At 63.1% G+C, this 15574-nt stretch carries 13 protein-coding genes; 8 read left to right on the forward strand and 5 right to left on the reverse strand.

Annotated elements, in window-relative coordinates; all coding sequences use genetic code 11:
* The 4 genes from AAD018_RS13525 (at window position 1) to lpdA (ending at window position 4903) form a co-directional block, all read left to right on the forward strand.
* The gene (locus AAD018_RS13525) at window positions 1–1299 is read left to right on the forward strand and encodes a TRAP transporter large permease (protein ID WP_367314620.1); all 1299 of its coding nucleotides are present in this window, start codon (window positions 1–3) and stop codon (window positions 1297–1299) included.
* Between the two features lie 162 nt (window positions 1300–1461).
* Window positions 1462–2724, forward strand: coding sequence for an MFS transporter (locus AAD018_RS13530; RefSeq protein WP_367314621.1), 1263 nt, complete (start codon window positions 1462–1464; stop codon window positions 2722–2724).
* An 88-nt stretch (window positions 2725–2812) separates the two neighbouring features.
* A complete protein-coding gene (locus AAD018_RS13535; RefSeq protein ID WP_367314622.1) occupies window positions 2813–3391 on the forward strand; it encodes a DUF924 family protein in 579 nt (192 codons plus the stop codon).
* A gap of 114 nt (window positions 3392–3505) precedes the next feature.
* Window positions 3506–4903 carry a dihydrolipoyl dehydrogenase gene (gene lpdA / locus AAD018_RS13540; RefSeq protein ID WP_367314623.1) on the forward strand — a complete coding sequence of 466 codons (1398 nt, stop codon included), beginning with the start codon at window positions 3506–3508 and terminating at the stop codon, window positions 4901–4903.
* Here the strand turns inward: lpdA and AAD018_RS13545 are convergent.
* Window positions 4879–5409: a hypothetical protein gene (locus tag AAD018_RS13545; RefSeq protein ID WP_367314624.1), complete on the reverse strand. Its 531-nt coding sequence runs from the start codon at window positions 5407–5409 to the stop codon at window positions 4879–4881. The genes lpdA and AAD018_RS13545 overlap by 25 nt on opposite strands.
* A 436-nt stretch (window positions 5410–5845) precedes the next feature.
* On the opposite strand from AAD018_RS13545, the gene AAD018_RS13550 reads away from it, so the two are divergent.
* From AAD018_RS13550 to uvrA, 3 genes are all read left to right on the forward strand, one after another.
* Window positions 5846–6526 carry an outer membrane protein gene (locus AAD018_RS13550; RefSeq protein WP_367314625.1) on the forward strand — a complete coding sequence of 227 codons (681 nt, stop codon included), beginning with the start codon at window positions 5846–5848 and terminating at the stop codon, window positions 6524–6526.
* A gap of 110 nt (window positions 6527–6636) precedes the next feature.
* On the forward strand, window positions 6637–7806 hold the full coding sequence (locus AAD018_RS13555; RefSeq protein WP_367314626.1) for an MFS transporter: 1170 nt from the start codon (window positions 6637–6639) through the stop codon (window positions 7804–7806).
* A gap of 84 nt (window positions 7807–7890) precedes the next feature.
* A complete protein-coding gene (gene uvrA, locus AAD018_RS13560) occupies window positions 7891–10755 on the forward strand; it encodes an excinuclease ABC subunit UvrA (protein ID WP_367314627.1) in 2865 nt (954 codons plus the stop codon).
* Between the two features lie 35 nt (window positions 10756–10790).
* Here the strand turns inward: uvrA and AAD018_RS13565 are convergent, their stop codons facing one another.
* The 4 genes from AAD018_RS13565 to AAD018_RS13580 all read right to left on the reverse strand — a co-directional run bounded on the left by AAD018_RS13565 (window position 10791) and on the right by AAD018_RS13580 (window position 14395).
* Window positions 10791–10928, reverse strand: a complete 138-nt coding sequence (locus AAD018_RS13565; protein WP_367314628.1) for a hypothetical protein — start codon at window positions 10926–10928, stop codon at window positions 10791–10793.
* A gap of 373 nt (window positions 10929–11301) precedes the next feature.
* Window positions 11302–12171, reverse strand: coding sequence for a 3-hydroxyisobutyrate dehydrogenase (gene mmsB, locus AAD018_RS13570; protein ID WP_367314629.1), 870 nt, complete (start codon window positions 12169–12171; stop codon window positions 11302–11304).
* Complete coding sequence (locus AAD018_RS13575; RefSeq protein WP_367314630.1) at window positions 12168–13202, reverse strand: enoyl-CoA hydratase/isomerase family protein; 1035 nt, start codon at window positions 13200–13202, stop codon at window positions 12168–12170. The genes mmsB and AAD018_RS13575 overlap by 4 nt, the downstream gene beginning before the upstream one ends.
* A gap of 56 nt (window positions 13203–13258) precedes the next feature.
* Window positions 13259–14395, reverse strand: coding sequence for an acyl-CoA dehydrogenase family protein (locus AAD018_RS13580; RefSeq protein WP_367314631.1), 1137 nt, complete (start codon window positions 14393–14395; stop codon window positions 13259–13261).
* A gap of 103 nt (window positions 14396–14498) precedes the next feature.
* Between AAD018_RS13580 and AAD018_RS13585 the strand changes: the two genes are divergently transcribed.
* Window positions 14499–15461, forward strand: coding sequence for a glycosyltransferase family 2 protein (locus AAD018_RS13585; protein ID WP_367314632.1), 963 nt, complete (start codon window positions 14499–14501; stop codon window positions 15459–15461).
* Window positions 15462–15574 lie beyond the last annotated feature (113 nt).

Here is a 15574-nt window from a genome sequence, read left to right on the forward strand (position 1 = left end):
GTGAGCGATCCCGTTACCGCCTTGGTTCTGCTGGGTGTGCTGTTCGCGCTGCTCGCCTCGGGCGTCTGGATCGCGGTGGCGTTGGGGCTGGTCGCGTTCGTTGCGATCACGCTGTTCTCGGGCGCGCCTGCGGGGCTAATCCTTGCAACGACGCTTTGGGGGCATAGCCACAGCTGGGCTCTGGCGGCGCTGCCGCTTTTCATTCTGATGGGAGAGATCCTGCTGCGCTCGCGGCTGTCCGAAGATATGTTCTCGGGGCTCGCGCCGTGGCTGGTGAAGGCGCCAGGGCGCTTGCTTCATGTGAACGTTCTGGGCTGCGCTATCTTTGCCGCCGTTTCGGGGTCCTCGGCGGCGACGGCGGCGACCATTGGGCGGATGTCGGTGCCGGAGCTGACCAAGCGCGGCTATCCCGAAGGGCTGATCCTGGGCACGCTGGCGGGATCGGCCACGCTGGGGCTTTTGATCCCGCCCTCGATTATCCTGATCGTCTATGGCGTGGCGACTGAGCAGAGCATCGCGCGGCTTTTCGTGGCGGGGATCCTGCCGGGCCTGATGCTGGTGCTGCTTTTTGCGGGCTATGTCGCGGTGCGGGCCTGGAGCGATCCGGGTCTGATCCCGACCGAGACGCTGAGGGCCAGCTTTCGCGAGAAGATCCGCGCCTCGCGCAACCTGATTCCGGTGGCACTGCTGATCGGAGGAGTGATCGGGTCGATCTATACCGGGATCGCCTCTCCGACCGATGCAGCGGCGTTGGGTGTCGTGTTGGCCACGGTGCTGGCCTGGGCGTCGGGGACCTTTTCATGGGGCGCGTTTTTCGAGGCGCTGATGTCGGCGACGCGGACCTCTTGCATGATCGCGGCGATCCTGCTGGGCGCAGCCTATCTGTCGGTGGCGATGGGGTTCACCGGCCTGCCGCGCAATCTTGCGGAGTGGATCGGCACGTTCGGGTTGTCTCCTTATGCGCTGCTGGCGGTGCTGACGCTGTTTTTCATCCTGCTGGGCTGTTTTCTGGACGGGATCTCGGTCGTCGTGCTGACGACGTCGATCATCATGCCGATGGTCACGGCCGTGGGGATCGATCCGCTGTGGTTCGGGATCTATCTGGTGATCGTAGTCGAGATGAGCCAGATCACCCCGCCGGTGGGGTTCAACCTCTTCGTCATTCAGGGGCTGACGGGGATCGATATCCTGCGCATCGCCAAGGCGGCTTTTCCGTTCTTTCTGCTGCTTTTGCTGGGGGTGATCCTGATCACGGTTTTCCCGCAGATCGTCACCGTCCTGCCGGACGCGATGGGCTGAGAGCGACGTTAACCGGTCGCTTACGGACCATGGTCTAGACTGAGTCGATAGCCGCCGGACAAGGGGGGCGAAAACAAGCCGCAAACCGTCGTTTCAGACCTTGCCCTGATGGCGATGCGGGCATAGGCGGCAAGAGAACACCTGCCCGCGAAAGGCCACGCCATGATACAGGTTCTCGGCTCGAGCTGGGCTCTCCTTTTGGGGATGTTCATGCTGATGGTGGGCAACGGTCTGCAGGGTACGCTTTTGGGTGTGCGCGGCGGGATCGAGGGGTTTTCGACATTCGAGATGTCGCTCGTTATGTCGGCCTATTTCGTCGGCTTTCTGGGCGGCTCTTGGTTCACGCCGCAGATGATCCGCAATGTCGGCCATGTGCGGGTCTTTGCGGCGCTTGCCTCGCTGATCTCGGCGGTGATGATCCTTTATCCGGCGCTGACTTACTGGCCTGCCTGGACGGTGGGGCGGATTATCATCGGGTTCTGCTTTTCAGGCGTGTACGTGACCGCTGAGAGCTGGCTGAACAATGCCGCCGACAACTCCAACCGGGGCAAGGCGCTGTCGGTCTACATGATCGTGCAGATGGCCGGGATCGTGCTGGCGCAGTACCTCTTTTTCGGCTTCGACGCGTCGGGCTATGCGCTGTTCATTCTGGCTTCGGTCTTGGTCTCGGTCTCGTTCGCGCCGATCCTTCTGTCGATCTCACCGACGCCCGCCTTCGGCGCGGCCAAGCGGATGAGCCTGCGGGAGCTGATCGGCACGTCGCCCCTGGGCTGCGTTGGCATGTTCCTGATGGGCGGGATTTTTGCGGCGCAGTTCGGGATGGCGGCGGTCTTTGGGACCGAGGCGGGGCTGAGCGTGCCGCAGATCTCGCTTTTCGTGTCGGCCTTCTATATCGGGGCGCTGATCGCGCAATGGCCGATTGGATGGCTGTCGGACCGGATCGACCGGCGGCTCCTGATCCTGCTGATGTCGGCGGTCGGAGGGCTGGCGGCCATCGTCGGGTTCATCTTCTGGCAAAGCTACGGCGTGCTGCTGATGGCCGCCTTTGTAGTCGGCGGCGCGTCGAACCCGCTTTATGCGCTGCTGATCGCCTATACGAACGATTTCCTCGAACACGAGGATATGGCTGCGGCCTCGGGCGGGCTGGTCTTTATCAACGGAGTGGGAGCGATCTCGGGACCTTTGGCCATCGGTTGGTTGATGAGCGTTCTGGGCCCGGCGGGGTTCTTCGTTCTGATCGCGGTGCTTCTGGTGTCGCTGGCGGGCTATGCCGCCTGGCGGATGTCGCGGCGGCCGGGCGCCACCCCGGTGGAGGAAATGACGCCCTATGCGCCGGTTCTTGCCACCGCGTCGCCCGTCGCTGTGGATATGGCGCAGGAGGTCTATATCGAGACAGAGCTCAGTGACGGGGAAGATGCAGCTTAACGCTAAGGCAACCAATTGGCTTGTCAGGTGGTTTGGATGCTGAAACAGTTTTTGAGATAGTGCTGACGCAGCGATAACGAGGCTCGCGATGACCCGCCCTGACGACGTTCTGGGATACTGGCTGGACGAGGTTGGCCCCTCCGGTTGGTACGATGCCGACGCCGCGCGCGACACCGAAATCACGGATCGGTTCGGAGACGCGCTGGAGGAGGCCAAGGAGGGCGCGTTTTCTCTATGGCTGACCTATGCGAGCGGCACGCTGGCATATCTGATCCTGACCGACCAGTTTTCGCGCAACATTCATCGCGGTGAGGCGGAGGCGTTCACGACCGACCGGATCTCGCGCGCGGCGGCGAAAGCGGCGATCGGGCATGGATGGGATTTCAAGATCGACGAGCCTGCGCGGCAGTTTTTCTATCTTCCTTTGATGCATTCCGAAAACCTGTGCGATCAGGACCGGGCCGTACGGCTGATCCTGACGCGGATGCCGGATCAGGGCGCATCGAACCTTTTGCACGCAAAGGCGCACCGCGAGGTGATCCGCCGCTTCGGCCGGTTCCCGTTCCGCAACGAGGCGCTCAGCCGCGAGACGACCGAGGTCGAGAAGCGTTGGCTGGACGAGGGCGGCTATGGTGCGACGGTGCGGGCCTTGAAGGAGCCGGCGTAAGACGCATCTTTCAGCATTGGAACGAGGGGCTGACCGTCCGCTGGGTGACAATCCGGGCGGGCTGTGGCAGGACTTGTTCAACGTTAAACAATCTTGTGCTGCGAGGACTGCGCCATGGCCGATACATCCTATGATCTTATTGTCATCGGCGCAGGTCCGGGCGGCTATGTGGCAGCTATTCGCGCCAGTCAGCTAGGGCTGAAGACCTGCATCATCGAGCGCGAGCATATGGGCGGGATCTGCCTGAACTGGGGCTGCATTCCAACCAAGGCGATGCTGCGCTCGTCCGAGGTGTTTCACCTGATGCACCGCGCCAAGGAGTTCGGGTTGAAGGCGGACGGGATCGGATATGACCTCGATGCGGTGGTCAAACGGTCGCGGGATGTGGCCAAGCAGCTTAATCAAGGAGTTGGCCACCTGATGAAGAAGAACAAGGTCGCCGTCGTGATGGGCGAGGCGCGGCTGACCGGCAAGGGCAAGGTCAGCGTGAAGACCGACAAGGGCGAGGAGGCGCTGTCGGCCAAGAACGTGATTCTCGCTACGGGCGCGCGGGCGCGGGATCTGCCGGGGCTGGAGGCGGACGGCAAGCGGGTCTGGAACTACAAACATGCGCTGCAGCCGGCGCATATGCCGAAAAAGCTGCTGGTCATCGGATCGGGCGCAATCGGGATCGAATTCGCCAGCTTCTACAACACGCTGGGTGCCGAGACGACGGTGGTCGAGGTGATGGACCGGATCCTGCCGGTCGAGGATGCCGAGATCTCGGACTTCGCTAAGAAGCAGTTCGAGAAGCAGGGGATGACGATCCTGCCCAAGGCCATCGTCAAGGAGCTGAAGCGCGGCAAGGACAAGGTGACGGCCAGTATCGAGAGCGGCGGCAAGGTGGAAAAGCACGACTACGACACGGTAATTTCAGCAGTCGGCATTGTCGGCAATACCGAGGGTCTGGGCCTTGAGGAGGCGGGCGTGACGGTCGAGAAATCCCATGTCGTAACGGACGAATACTGCCGCACCGGGGTCGAGGGACTTTACGCCATCGGCGATATCGCAGGCGCACCTTGGTTGGCGCACAAGGCGAGCCATGAAGGTGTCATGGTGGCCGAGCTGATCGCGGGCAAGAACAACGTCCATCCCGTGCGCAAGGAGGCGATTGCGGGCTGCACCTATTGTCACCCGCAGGTCGCCTCTGTCGGGTTTACCGAAGAGCAGGCCAAGGAGAAGGGCCACGAGATCAAGGTCGGGCACTTCCCTTTCATCGGTAACGGCAAGGCGATTGCGCTGGGAGAGCCGGAAGGGATGGTCAAGACGATCTTTGACGCCAAGACCGGAGAGCTATTGGGCGCCCATATGGTCGGCGCCGAAGTGACGGAGCTCATTCAGGGCTATGTCGTGGGGCGGCAGCTTGAGACGACGGAGGAAGACCTGATGGAGACGGTCTTCCCCCATCCGACGCTGAGCGAGATGATGCATGAAAGCGTGCTCGACGCTTACGGACGGGCGATCCACTTCTGATCCAACTCGCCGATCAGGACCGGCAGCTCGGTATCAGTGATGATATCGGTGCCGGGCCGGTCGTCCTGTCCCGACATCACGGCGGCCAGGGTCAGGGCGGGCCAGAGAACTGCTGAGACGAAGCCCGCGCGCCATTGGGTCCAGGAGCTGAGCACGGTGATCCGGGCATGCACCATGGCATTCAAGACGATGCCGCCCAGAAGCGCGATCTTGGCGATGAACCAGCCGTTGCCGGTGAAGGCGGCGGGGTCGATCAGGAACAGCAGCAGACCTGTCAGGATGGCGATGGCGATGCTGACGAGCCAGATCGGCCTGATATGGCCCGCCATCTCTTCGATCGTGGCAATGTGCGAGATGCGCAGGAGCCTTAGATCAAGGGCAAGCGCGCTGCCGATGAGCGCGGCCATGGAAAAGATATGGAGCGCCAGCACGCCGCCATAGGCCAGGTTCGATCCGGCGATCAGATCGATAAACGCCATCCATGGCTGAGTCGTAACGCCGCTCATCCGACCCTCCGTTCGGCGGAGTGTGACGGATCTGCATCGCGCATTGGCACTGGCGGGCCGCGCCTTTTTTCAAGACCCGCCCCAGGGCCCGCTATGGTCACAACATATGTCGGTTTGAAATCAAACATCTGAAAAACTCCTTTCTCCCTCTCCTGTGGCGATCCTTGCACAGACGGCTAAGCCTTGGGAAGATAGAGAAAAGTCATGTTTTCCGGACCTTGAGAGGACCGTTCCCACTGCCTCACGTCTGCTTTCGGGGCTGAAACATGCTCACGCCTATATCAGCGAAGCTTGGCCGATGCTCGGCCCTTTTGCGCTGAAAGACACCGGTCTCATTGGCGTGAATGGCAATTTGTCTGGCCCGCTCTTTTAAGTCGCTGCGGCAGTAACCAAACTAATCGGTACAAATAATCGTGCCGAAAAAGGAGCACATAAAATGCGCATTCAAACGCGTCGCCTGACTACCCTGACCGCCATGGTCACACTGATGTCCGCCCCTGTCTTTGCAGGCGGTTTGGTGGAGCCGGCCCCCGAGCCGATCATCGCAGCGCCGGTTCCGGTCGCGCCTGTTGCCCCGATCTGGGATTTCTCGGGCGCCTATGTCGGTGCCGGCCTGGGCAGTGGTACGTTCACCGCAGACGGTGACGACGAGGACATTCAGGACGAAGCCGAGCTTCTCTTCGAGAACTTCGATGATGACGATACGGCTGGCGCCTATCAGATCCACGGCGGTTATAACTTCGTGAACAATAACTTCGTTTACGGCCCCGAGGTCGCCCTGTTCTTTGGCGAAAGCGAGATCGGTGCGGAAGCCACGGATGGCGCTGACGCGGATGCCGAGATCAACTTCGGTGCACGTGTTATGGGCCGGGCTGGCTACCAGCTGGGTCGCACGATGCTTTATGGTACGGCCGGTCTGGCTTATCTCGACATCGAAGCCGATGATGAGGACGTCTCTGATACCGGGATCGCCTTTGGTGCCGGTGCAGATTTCCTCGTGACCGAGCGGATCATGCTGGGCGTGGAATACATGCAGCATGACTTCAACGAGTTCGACGACACCGATGCTGACGTGGATTACCAGACCGTCAGTGCGCGTCTGTCCTACCGCTTCTAAACAAGCCTGAACGCTTGGAGGGGGCCGCCGGGAGACCGGCGGTCCTTTTTTGTTGGCCCTGGGTCAAGGGTGCGATTGACGGCGCCGTGTCGTGGGCGCAGGTAGCTGTCATGCAGACCGAGCGGACCTCTTGGCCTATCATCTTCCTGCTTTGGCTCGCCGGGCTCGGGGCTGCGGCGCAATATGGCAAGATGAGCGTCGTCTTCGACCGGCTGCCCGCGCTTTATCCCGAGGCGGGCAAGGCCATTGGGCTGACCGTTTCGCTGGTCGGCGCGACGGGGATCGTTTTGGGCGTCGTGGCCGGATTGCTGGTCGCCGGAGCGGGGTTAAGACGGACCTTGATCGGCGGGCTGTTCGTCGGGGCGGCAGTGTCGCTTTATCAGGCGACGCTGCCGAGCTTTGAGATGTTTCTGGTCTCGCGCCTGATCGAAGGGTTGTCGCATCTGGCGATCGTGGTGGCCGCGCCGACCCTGATCGCGCGGCTGGCGACGCCCCGGGACAGCGGCGCGGCGCTGACGCTGTGGGGCTCGTTTTTCGGGGTGGCCTTCGCGCTGCTGTCGTTTCTGGGGGTTCCGTTGGCCGAACGCAGCGGGGTTGCGGCGCTGATGGGCGCGCACGGGATCTATATGGCGGTTTTTGCGGTCGCGGTGCTTTGGCTGGTTCCTGCGGATGGCGCGCGGGTGCGGCCGCAGCTGTCCTTGCGCCATATGCTGCGGACGCATGGGAGGATCTACGCCTCGCCGTGGATCAGCGCGCCGGGTATCGGATGGCTCTTTTATACATTCTGTTTCGTCAGTTTCCTGACGCTCGTGCCGCCCTTCATCGACGAAGCCGTGCGGGCGCCTGTGATGATCGCGCTGCCGCTGATCTCCATCGTCTCGTCGCTGACGCTTGGGGTCTTTTTGCTGCGGTGGTGGCCTGCGATCCGGGTTGTTTTGCTGGGCTTTGCGGCCTCGGCGGTCTGTGCGGTCGCGCTGGCGGTCTTTCCGGGGGATCCGGTCCTGTGCTTGGCCTTTGCGGCGTCGCTGGGGCTGATTCAGGGGGCCAGCTTTGCAGCGGTACCGCAGCTCAATGAGGCGACAGATGCGCGCGCGAAGGCCAACGGAGCGATGGCGCAGACCGGCAATATCGGCAACACGATCGGCACGCCGCTGCTCTTTGTCGTTCTGGCCGCCGGGGGAGCGGGCGCGATGATGATCGGTCTTGCGCTGGCGCTGGTGGCAGGCGGTCTGGCGCATCTTGCTCTTTCTGTCCGCAGGCGTCAGGAGCGTTACGTCTAGTTCGCTTTTCGTTCTCATTTTTCGATTGGAGAATCCGGCCCCAGCCCCTATCTGGTTAAGCTGACACGGGACCCGGGGGCCGAGATGCCAGAGCTGAAAAAGATCGAGGTTCGCGGCGCGCGCGAGCACAATCTCAAGAACATCGATGTCGATATTCCCCGCGACGAGCTTGTGGTGATTACCGGGCTTAGCGGGTCGGGCAAGTCGTCGCTGGCCTTTGATACGGTCTATGCCGAAGGGCAGAGGCGGTATGTGGAGAGCCTGAGCGCCTATGCGCGGCAGTTCCTCGACATGATGGAAAAGCCGGATGTGGATCACATCTCGGGCCTGTCGCCGGCCATTTCCATCGAGCAGAAGACGACGTCGAAGAACCCGCGATCGACCGTGGGGACGGTGACCGAGATCTACGATTATATGCGCTTGCTCTTTGCGCGGGTCGGCACGCCTTATTCGCCCGCCACCGGGCTGCCTATCGAGGCGCAGCAGGTGCAGGACATGGTCGATCGGACCATGGCGATGGAGGAGGGCACGCGCGGCTATCTGCTCGCGCCGATTATCCGCGACCGGAAGGGCGAGTACCGCAAGGAGTTTCTGGAGCTGCGCAAGCAGGGGTTTCAGCGGGTCAAGGTCGACGGGGAGTTCTACGAGCTGGACGAGCCGCCGACCCTCGACAAGAAGTTCCGGCACGATATCGACGTGGTGGTCGACCGGATCGTGATCCGCGAGGGGCTGGAGACGCGGCTGGCGGATTCGTTTCGGACAGCGCTGGATCTGGCGGACGGGATCGCGATCCTCGAGACGGCGCCGAGCGAGGGCGAGGGCGAGCCGGAGCGGATCACGTTTTCCGAGAATTTCGCCTGTCCGGTCAGCGGTTTTACGATCCCCGAGATCGAGCCGCGGCTCTTTTCCTTCAACGCGCCGTTCGGGGCGTGCCCGTCCTGCGACGGGTTGGGGGTGGAGCTGTTTTTCGACGAGCGGCTGGTGGTGCCGGATGTGACGCTCAAGATCTCGGACGGAGCTTTGGCGCCGTGGCGAAAGGGCAAGAGCCCGTATTTCCTTCAGACGATCGAGGCGATTTCCAAGCATTACAAGTTCAACAAGAATGCACGGTGGAAGGATCTGCCGGAGAAGGTGCAGCAGGTCTTTTTGCGCGGCTCTGGCGATGAGGAGATCCAGTTCCGCTATGACGAGGGGGGCCGGGTCTATCAGGTCAAGCGCGCCTTTGAGGGGGTGATCCCCAATATGGAGCGGCGCTATCGCGAGACGGATTCCAACTGGATCCGCGAGGAGTTCGAGCGCTACCAGAACAACCGCTCTTGCGGGACGTGCGATGGCTACCGGCTGCGGCCTGAGGCGTTGGCGGTCAAGATCGCTGGTTTGCATGTGGGGCAGGTCGTGCAGATGTCGATCCGCGAGGCATTCGAGTGGTGTCAGGCCGTTCCCGAAGCGTTGACGGCGCAGAAAAACGAGATCGCGCGGGCGATCCTGAAGGAGATCCGCGAGCGGCTTGGGTTCCTGAACAATGTGGGGCTTGAATATCTGACGCTGAGCCGGAATGCCGGGACGCTGTCAGGCGGGGAAAGCCAGCGTATCCGGCTCGCCTCGCAGATTGGGTCTGGTTTGACCGGGGTTCTTTACGTACTGGACGAGCCGTCCATCGGGCTGCATCAGCGGGACAATGACCGGCTTTTGACGACGCTTAAGAACCTGCGGGATCAGGGCAATACGGTGATCGTCGTCGAACATGACGAGGAGGCGATCCGCGAGGCTGATTACGTCTTCGATATCGGCCCCGGAGCCGGGGTGCATGGCGGGCAGGTGGTGGCCCACGGCACGCCGTCCGAGATCATGGCGCAGGAAGACAGCGTGACCGGCGACTATCTGGCCGGGCGGCGCGAGATCGAGGTGCCGGGCACCCGCCGCAAGGGCAACAAGAAGAAGGTCACGGTCAAGAAGGCGACCGGGAACAATTTGCAGGACGTGACGGTCGATTTCCCGCTGGGCAAGTTCGTTTGCGTCACCGGTGTTTCGGGCGGGGGCAAATCGACGTTGACCATCGAGACGCTGTTCAAGACAGCCTCGATGCAGCTGAATGGAGCGCGGCAGACGCCCGCGCCTTGCGAGACGATCAAGGGGCTGGAGCATCTGGACAAGGTGATCGACATCGACCAGCGGCCCATCGGGCGCACGCCCCGGTCGAACCCCGCGACCTATACCGGGGCGTTCACTCCGATCCGCGACTGGTTCGCGGGCCTGCCCGAAGCAAAGGCGCGCGGCTACAAGCCGGGGCGGTTCAGCTTCAACGTCAAGGGCGGGCGCTGCGAGGCGTGTCAGGGCGACGGGGTCATCAAGATCGAGATGCACTTTTTGCCGGATGTCTACGTGACCTGCGAGACCTGCAACGGGGCGCGCTACAACCGCGAAACGCTGGAGATCAAGTTCAAGGGCAAGTCGATTGCCGATGTGCTGGATATGACCGTCGAGGATGCGCAGGACTTCTTTAAGGCGGTGCCGTCTATCCGCGAGAAGATGGATGCGCTGGTGCGCGTGGGGCTGGGCTACATCAAGGTGGGCCAGCAGGCGACGACGCTGTCGGGCGGCGAGGCGCAGCGGGTGAAGCTATCAAAGGAGCTGGCCAAGCGATCGACTGGGCGGACTTTGTACATCCTCGATGAGCCGACGACGGGTCTGCATTTCGAGGACGTGCGCAAGCTGCTCGAGGTGCTGCACGAGCTGGTCGAGCAGGGCAATACGGTTGTTGTGATCGAACATAACCTCGACGTGGTGAAGACCGCCGACTGGATCATCGATATCGGCCCCGAGGGCGGCGATGGCGGCGGCACTCTGGTCGCCGTCGGCACGCCCGAGCAGGTGGCCGAGGTCGAGGAGAGCCATACGGGGCACTACCTCAAGCCGATGCTGACCGCGCGCAAGATGGCGGCGGAGTGATCCGCCGCGCTTGCTTGGGCCGTCGAGTGCGCATGTCAGTCGAGAGCGACCCCGAGCAGCACCAGGGCGACCAGTCCGGCGGCGGCATAGGCCCAGCCCGGCGCGGTGATCGTGAGATCGGATTTCATCCAGGTCGTGAGGCTGGTTTTGTTGGTGTCGGCGGGGTCTTGCATATGAGGTTCCTTTTCCTAGCGTTTCTGTAAGGAAAGCTGGGGTCGGCAGGCGAGGATGCAAGATGTGGCCGGTCGTCAGCAGAGAAATTCGGCGTCTAACCGCCGGTTGAGGCCGTTTGATCGGGTTTGCGGGGCGGTTTTGCAGAGCAAAGCCTAAAGGGGCGCTACCGCGCATTTTTCTTTATAACGGGAGGGCGGCGTGACGCCTTGTTTTTGACGGGCGCGCGGTTTGCTTTTGAGTGGGTTTTGCTGAGAGGCCGTTTGCTGGCAGGTCTGCCATCAAACAGGCCAGATCGAGGGTCTTGCCGCTGACCAGCGCGTCAAGGCCAAGCCGCGCTGGCGCGCGGAGCCTGCGGCTGCCTTGACCCGCCGGTCAGCTGCGGGATCTGCTTTCGAACCTCGGGAGCATCGCGCTGAAATCCTGCCCCTTGCCATTTTCGTCTTCTACGAATTGGGCATAGAGATTTGTGGCAGCCTGCCCGATGGGCGTGTCAGCATCGGCATCTTCGGCGGCCTGCTGGCTGAGGCGGAGGTCCTTGAGCATCAGCTCGGACGCGAAACCGGGTATGTAATCGTTATCCGCCGGGCTTTGCGGACCGATCCCGGGGGCGGGGCAATAGGCGTTCATTGACCAGGAATAGCCCGAGGAGGTCGAGACGACGTCGAACATGGCTTGCCGGTCGAGGCCGAGCTTGTCGGCGAGCGCGAAGGCCTCGCAGGTGGCGATCATCGTGACGCCGAGGATCATATTGTTGCAGATCTTAGCGGCCTGACCGTTGCCGGACGGGCCGCAATGGACGGCTTTCTGGCCCATGATGTCGAAGAGTGGCTTGGCCTTGGCGAAGGCGTCGTCCGGGCCGCCGACCATGAAGGTGAGCGTGCCTGCGGTCGCGCCGCCGACGCCGCCAGAGACGGGAGCGTCGAGGCTGGGGATGCCTTTGGTCCCGGTTTGGTCGGCGACAGCGCGGGCGCTGGCGACGTCAACGGTGGAGCAATCGAGGAGGATACTGCCGGGGCTCATATGAGTGAGGAGGTCGCTCGCGACCTGCCGCAGGATCTCTCCGTTCGGGAGCATGGTGATTACGATTTCCGCGCCGTCGGCAGCCTCTGTGAGGGAATGGGCCATTGTGATGCCCTCGGGGGTCGCGGCCAGATCGAAGCCGGTGACGTCGTGGCCCGCCGCGATCAGGTTGCGGGCCATGGGAGCGCCCATATTGCCTAGGCCGATGAAGCCGATTTTCATGGGATGTCTCCTTCTGCGATAGGCGGGTTCGGGACGGGCGCGAGCATGCGGGCCAGATCGTCTCCGCTAATGCCGCCGATGGGATGGCGCCAGTTCGGGGTGCTGCCTTTTTCGATGATGGCCGCGCGGATGCCTTCAAGGAAATCGCCGTAGCGGGCCGCGCGGGAGGTGAAGCGGTATTCCCAGTTCAGCGCCTCGGCCAGCGTCGAGCTCTCGGTGAGGCGGGTGATCAGCGTGAGCGCGCAGGCCATGGAGAGCGGCGAGTTCCTGCGGATCTGGGCAGCGGTCTTTTCGGCGAGGTCGGTGCCTGCGGCGTCCAGGGCGTCGAGGATCAGCTCGACGGTGCTGGCTTCGAAGAGGGTGTCGATCTGGGGCTGGTTTTTGGCGAGATCCGAGGGCGGCGGCGTCTCGGGTTGGAGGGCGGCGATGTCGCCGGTGTCGCTGAGGGTGGTTTTCAGCGCGGGCCAGCTGTCTTCGGGGAGGAAGTGATCGGCAAAGCCGCACTGGATTGCATCCCCGGGCGACATGCGGGCGCCGGTGAGGCCGAGATAGAGGCCAAGGCGGCCCGGTGCACGCGCCAGCAGCAGCGAGCCGCCGACATCGGGGATAAGGCCGATGCCGCATTCGGGCATCGCGATGCGGCTGCTCTCGCAGACGATGCGGTGCGAGCCGTGGCAGCCGATGCCGACGCCGCCGCCCATGGTGAAGCCGTGCAGGAAGCTGACGATGGGTTTGTCGTAGCGGGAGAGTTTGAGGTTGAGGCGGTATTCGTCGGCCCAGAACTGCGCGCCGTAGTCGAAGTCTCCGCGCTGGCCGGCTTCGTACATCTCGGCGATGTCGCCGCCGGCGCAGAAGGCGCGGTTGCCTGCGGCGTCGATCAGAACAAGGGCGATGTCGGGATCGCTGCGCCAGTCCTCGAGCGCGGTGTCGATGGCGCGGCACATCTCCCAGGTAAGGGCGTTGAGGGCCTCTGGCCGGTCGAGCGTGATGTGACCCGCGCGGGCGGTCTTGCGGATGAGGATATCGGGCATGGGGCGGTCTTGCCTTTGAGCGGGAGGTCCCGGGTCAGGCCCGGGACAGCGCGGGTCTAGCTAAGAAGGTGGCGCGCGGTGATCAGGCGCATGATCTCGTTCGTGCCTTCGAGGATTTGGTGGACGCGCAGATCGCGAACGATCTTCTCGATCCCGTAATCGGCCAGATAGCCGTAGCCGCCATGGAGTTGCAGGCACTGATCGGCGACGCGGCTGCCGACCTCGGTCACTTGTTTCTTGGCCATGGCGCAGAATTTGGTGGCATCGGGCGTGTTCTGGTCGAGTTTCCATGCGGCTTGGCGCAGGAAGGTGCGGGCCGATTGAAGTTCGATCTCCATATCGGCGAGGCGGAACTGGAGACCCTGGAAGTCCTGAAGTTTCGAACCGAAGGCGGTGCGTTCGGCCATATAGGCGAGCGTCGCATCGAGGGCGGCCTGGGCGGCGCCAAGTGAGCAGGCGGCGATGTTGAGGCGCCCGCCATCGAGGCCCATCATAGCGTAGCGGAAGCCATGCCCTTCCTCGCCCAGAAGGTTCTCGGCCGGGATCTTGCAGGCGTCGAGCTGAACCTGGCGGGTGGGTTGCGAGCGCCAGCCCATTTTGTCTTCGAGCCCGCCGAAGGAAAGTCCGTCCGCGCCGTCCTCGACGATGAGAGCGGAGATGCCCCGGGGGCCCGCCTCGCCGGTGCGGGCCATGACGATATAGGCGTCCGAATAGCCGCCGCCGGAGATGAAGGCCTTTGTGCCGGTCAGCGTGTAGCCTTCGTTGGTGCGCTCGGCGCGGGTCTTGAGCGCGGCGGCGTCCGAGCCGGAGCCGGGTTCGGTCAGGCAATAGGAGAGGATGGTCTCCATCGTCAGCGCGGGCGGCAGGAGGCGGTCCTTGAGCGCGTCCGAACCGAAGGCGTCGATCATCTTGGCGCACATGTTGTGGATCGACAGGAAGGAGGCGACGGAGGGGCAGGCCATGGAGAGCGCCTCGAAGACGAGCGTCGCATCAAGCCGGGAGAGACCCGAGCCGCCGCGATCCTCGCTCACATAGAGGCCCGCGAAGCCCAGCTCGGCCAGTTTGGGCCAGAGATCCTTAGGGATCGTGCCGTCCGTTTCCCATGTTCGGGCATGGGGGGCGATATGCTCGCTTGCGACGTCGCGGGCCATGTCGAAGATGGCCGTTTGCTCCTCGCTCAATCCGAAATCCACGGCGTCTCCTCCCCCGTAAAACTGAACGCTTGTTTAATTCATGGGCCGCGATCGCGCCGAGGGCAAGGGTTGCGCTCTTTTTCGGGGACTGTAGGAGAAAGGGATGATCCAGATTGCCGTTGCCGCCGTCACCCATAAGAGGCCGGATATGTTCCGGGTTTTGCTTGACTCCTTCGCGGCGATGGCGCGGCCCGAGGGGGCCGAGGTGACGTTTGTGTTCGTGGAGAACGGGGAGGCCCCGACGGTCGGGGAGATCGTTGAAGCGTTTCGGGGGCAGGTGGCGGAAGAGGTACTCTTCGACATCGAGCCGCGTCCGGGGATCCCGATGGTGCGTAACCGCGCGCTACAGATCGCGCTGGAAAAAGGCTGCGATTACATGACCTTCGTCGATGACGACGAGCGTGTGACGGAGGATTGGCTCGTCCGGATGATTGGTGCGGTGACGGAGCGCGATCTGGATCTGGCGGGCGGTCCATTGGTGCTTGAGGCGGCCGAGGATCGCATTGGAGCCTGGCCGGCGGCCTTTCTGGAGCATCTGCAAGAGCGGGCAAAGAAGCGGAACCTGCAGCGGGCCGAGGGGGTGCGCGCGGGCACGGATGACGCGTTCAACATCTACACGAACAATTGGTGCGTTCGGCTGGACAAGGTGCGCGAGACCGGGCTGCGGTTTGACGAGGCGTTGCAGTTTACAGGTGGGTCGGACACGAAATTTAGCCGTGATTTCACAGCCGCCGGAGCGCGGACAGGGTGGGTGCCGGAGGCCTTGGTCTATGACCGGATCCCGGAGCGGCGGTTGCAGGCGGGCTATCATTACCGGCGGGCGCGCGATCAGTCGACGAATGCCTATGTGCTGAACCGCAAGCCTGCGGGGCAGGCGATCGCGCAGTCGCTGTCGCGGGCCATCGAGGGGGTGGTGCTGATGGCGGTTTCGCCTCTGCTTGGTCGGCGGCATGCGGCGAAGGCGGTCTACAAGTTCGGCTATGCGGCGGGCCGATTTCGCGGGATCCTCGGGCGGGGGAGCCGCCATTACGATCCGGAAAAGGCGGCGGCGCATCGGGAGGAGTGAAGGTCACTCCGCTGCGGGCGGGGATCTCTTCGGAGGAGAGATCGAGACTCGAATGGGCGGAGCCCGGAGTTCTGGTGGTACGGGGGTGTCTGGCGGTGCACCCAGGATTGCGA

The organism is Aestuariibius insulae (genome assembly GCF_040783535.2).
In the GTDB taxonomy this organism is placed as follows: domain Bacteria; phylum Pseudomonadota; class Alphaproteobacteria; order Rhodobacterales; family Rhodobacteraceae; genus Aestuariibius; species Aestuariibius insulae.

What these genes read in the sequence shown, in the direction of transcription:
- AAD018_RS13530 (WP_367314621.1), top strand. Translation starts at nt 1,462, where the DNA reads ATGATACAGGTTCTCGGCTCGAGCTGGGCTCTCCTTTTGGGGATGTTC.
- AAD018_RS13535 (WP_367314622.1), top strand. Translation starts at nt 2,813, where the DNA reads ATGACCCGCCCTGACGACGTTCTGGGATACTGGCTGGACGAGGTTGGC.
- lpdA (WP_367314623.1), top strand. Translation starts at nt 3,506, where the DNA reads ATGGCCGATACATCCTATGATCTTATTGTCATCGGCGCAGGTCCGGGC.
- AAD018_RS13545 (WP_367314624.1), bottom strand. Translation starts at nt 5,409, where the DNA reads ATGAGCGGCGTTACGACTCAGCCATGGATGGCGTTTATCGATCTGATC.
- AAD018_RS13550 (WP_367314625.1), top strand. Translation starts at nt 5,846, where the DNA reads ATGCGCATTCAAACGCGTCGCCTGACTACCCTGACCGCCATGGTCACA.
- AAD018_RS13555 (WP_367314626.1), top strand. Translation starts at nt 6,637, where the DNA reads ATGCAGACCGAGCGGACCTCTTGGCCTATCATCTTCCTGCTTTGGCTC.
- uvrA (WP_367314627.1), top strand. Translation starts at nt 7,891, where the DNA reads ATGCCAGAGCTGAAAAAGATCGAGGTTCGCGGCGCGCGCGAGCACAAT.
- AAD018_RS13565 (WP_367314628.1), bottom strand. Translation starts at nt 10,928, where the DNA reads ATGCAAGACCCCGCCGACACCAACAAAACCAGCCTCACGACCTGGATG.
- mmsB (WP_367314629.1), bottom strand. Translation starts at nt 12,171, where the DNA reads ATGAAAATCGGCTTCATCGGCCTAGGCAATATGGGCGCTCCCATGGCC.
- AAD018_RS13575 (WP_367314630.1), bottom strand. Translation starts at nt 13,202, where the DNA reads ATGCCCGATATCCTCATCCGCAAGACCGCCCGCGCGGGTCACATCACG.
- AAD018_RS13585 (WP_367314632.1), top strand. Translation starts at nt 14,499, where the DNA reads ATGATCCAGATTGCCGTTGCCGCCGTCACCCATAAGAGGCCGGATATG.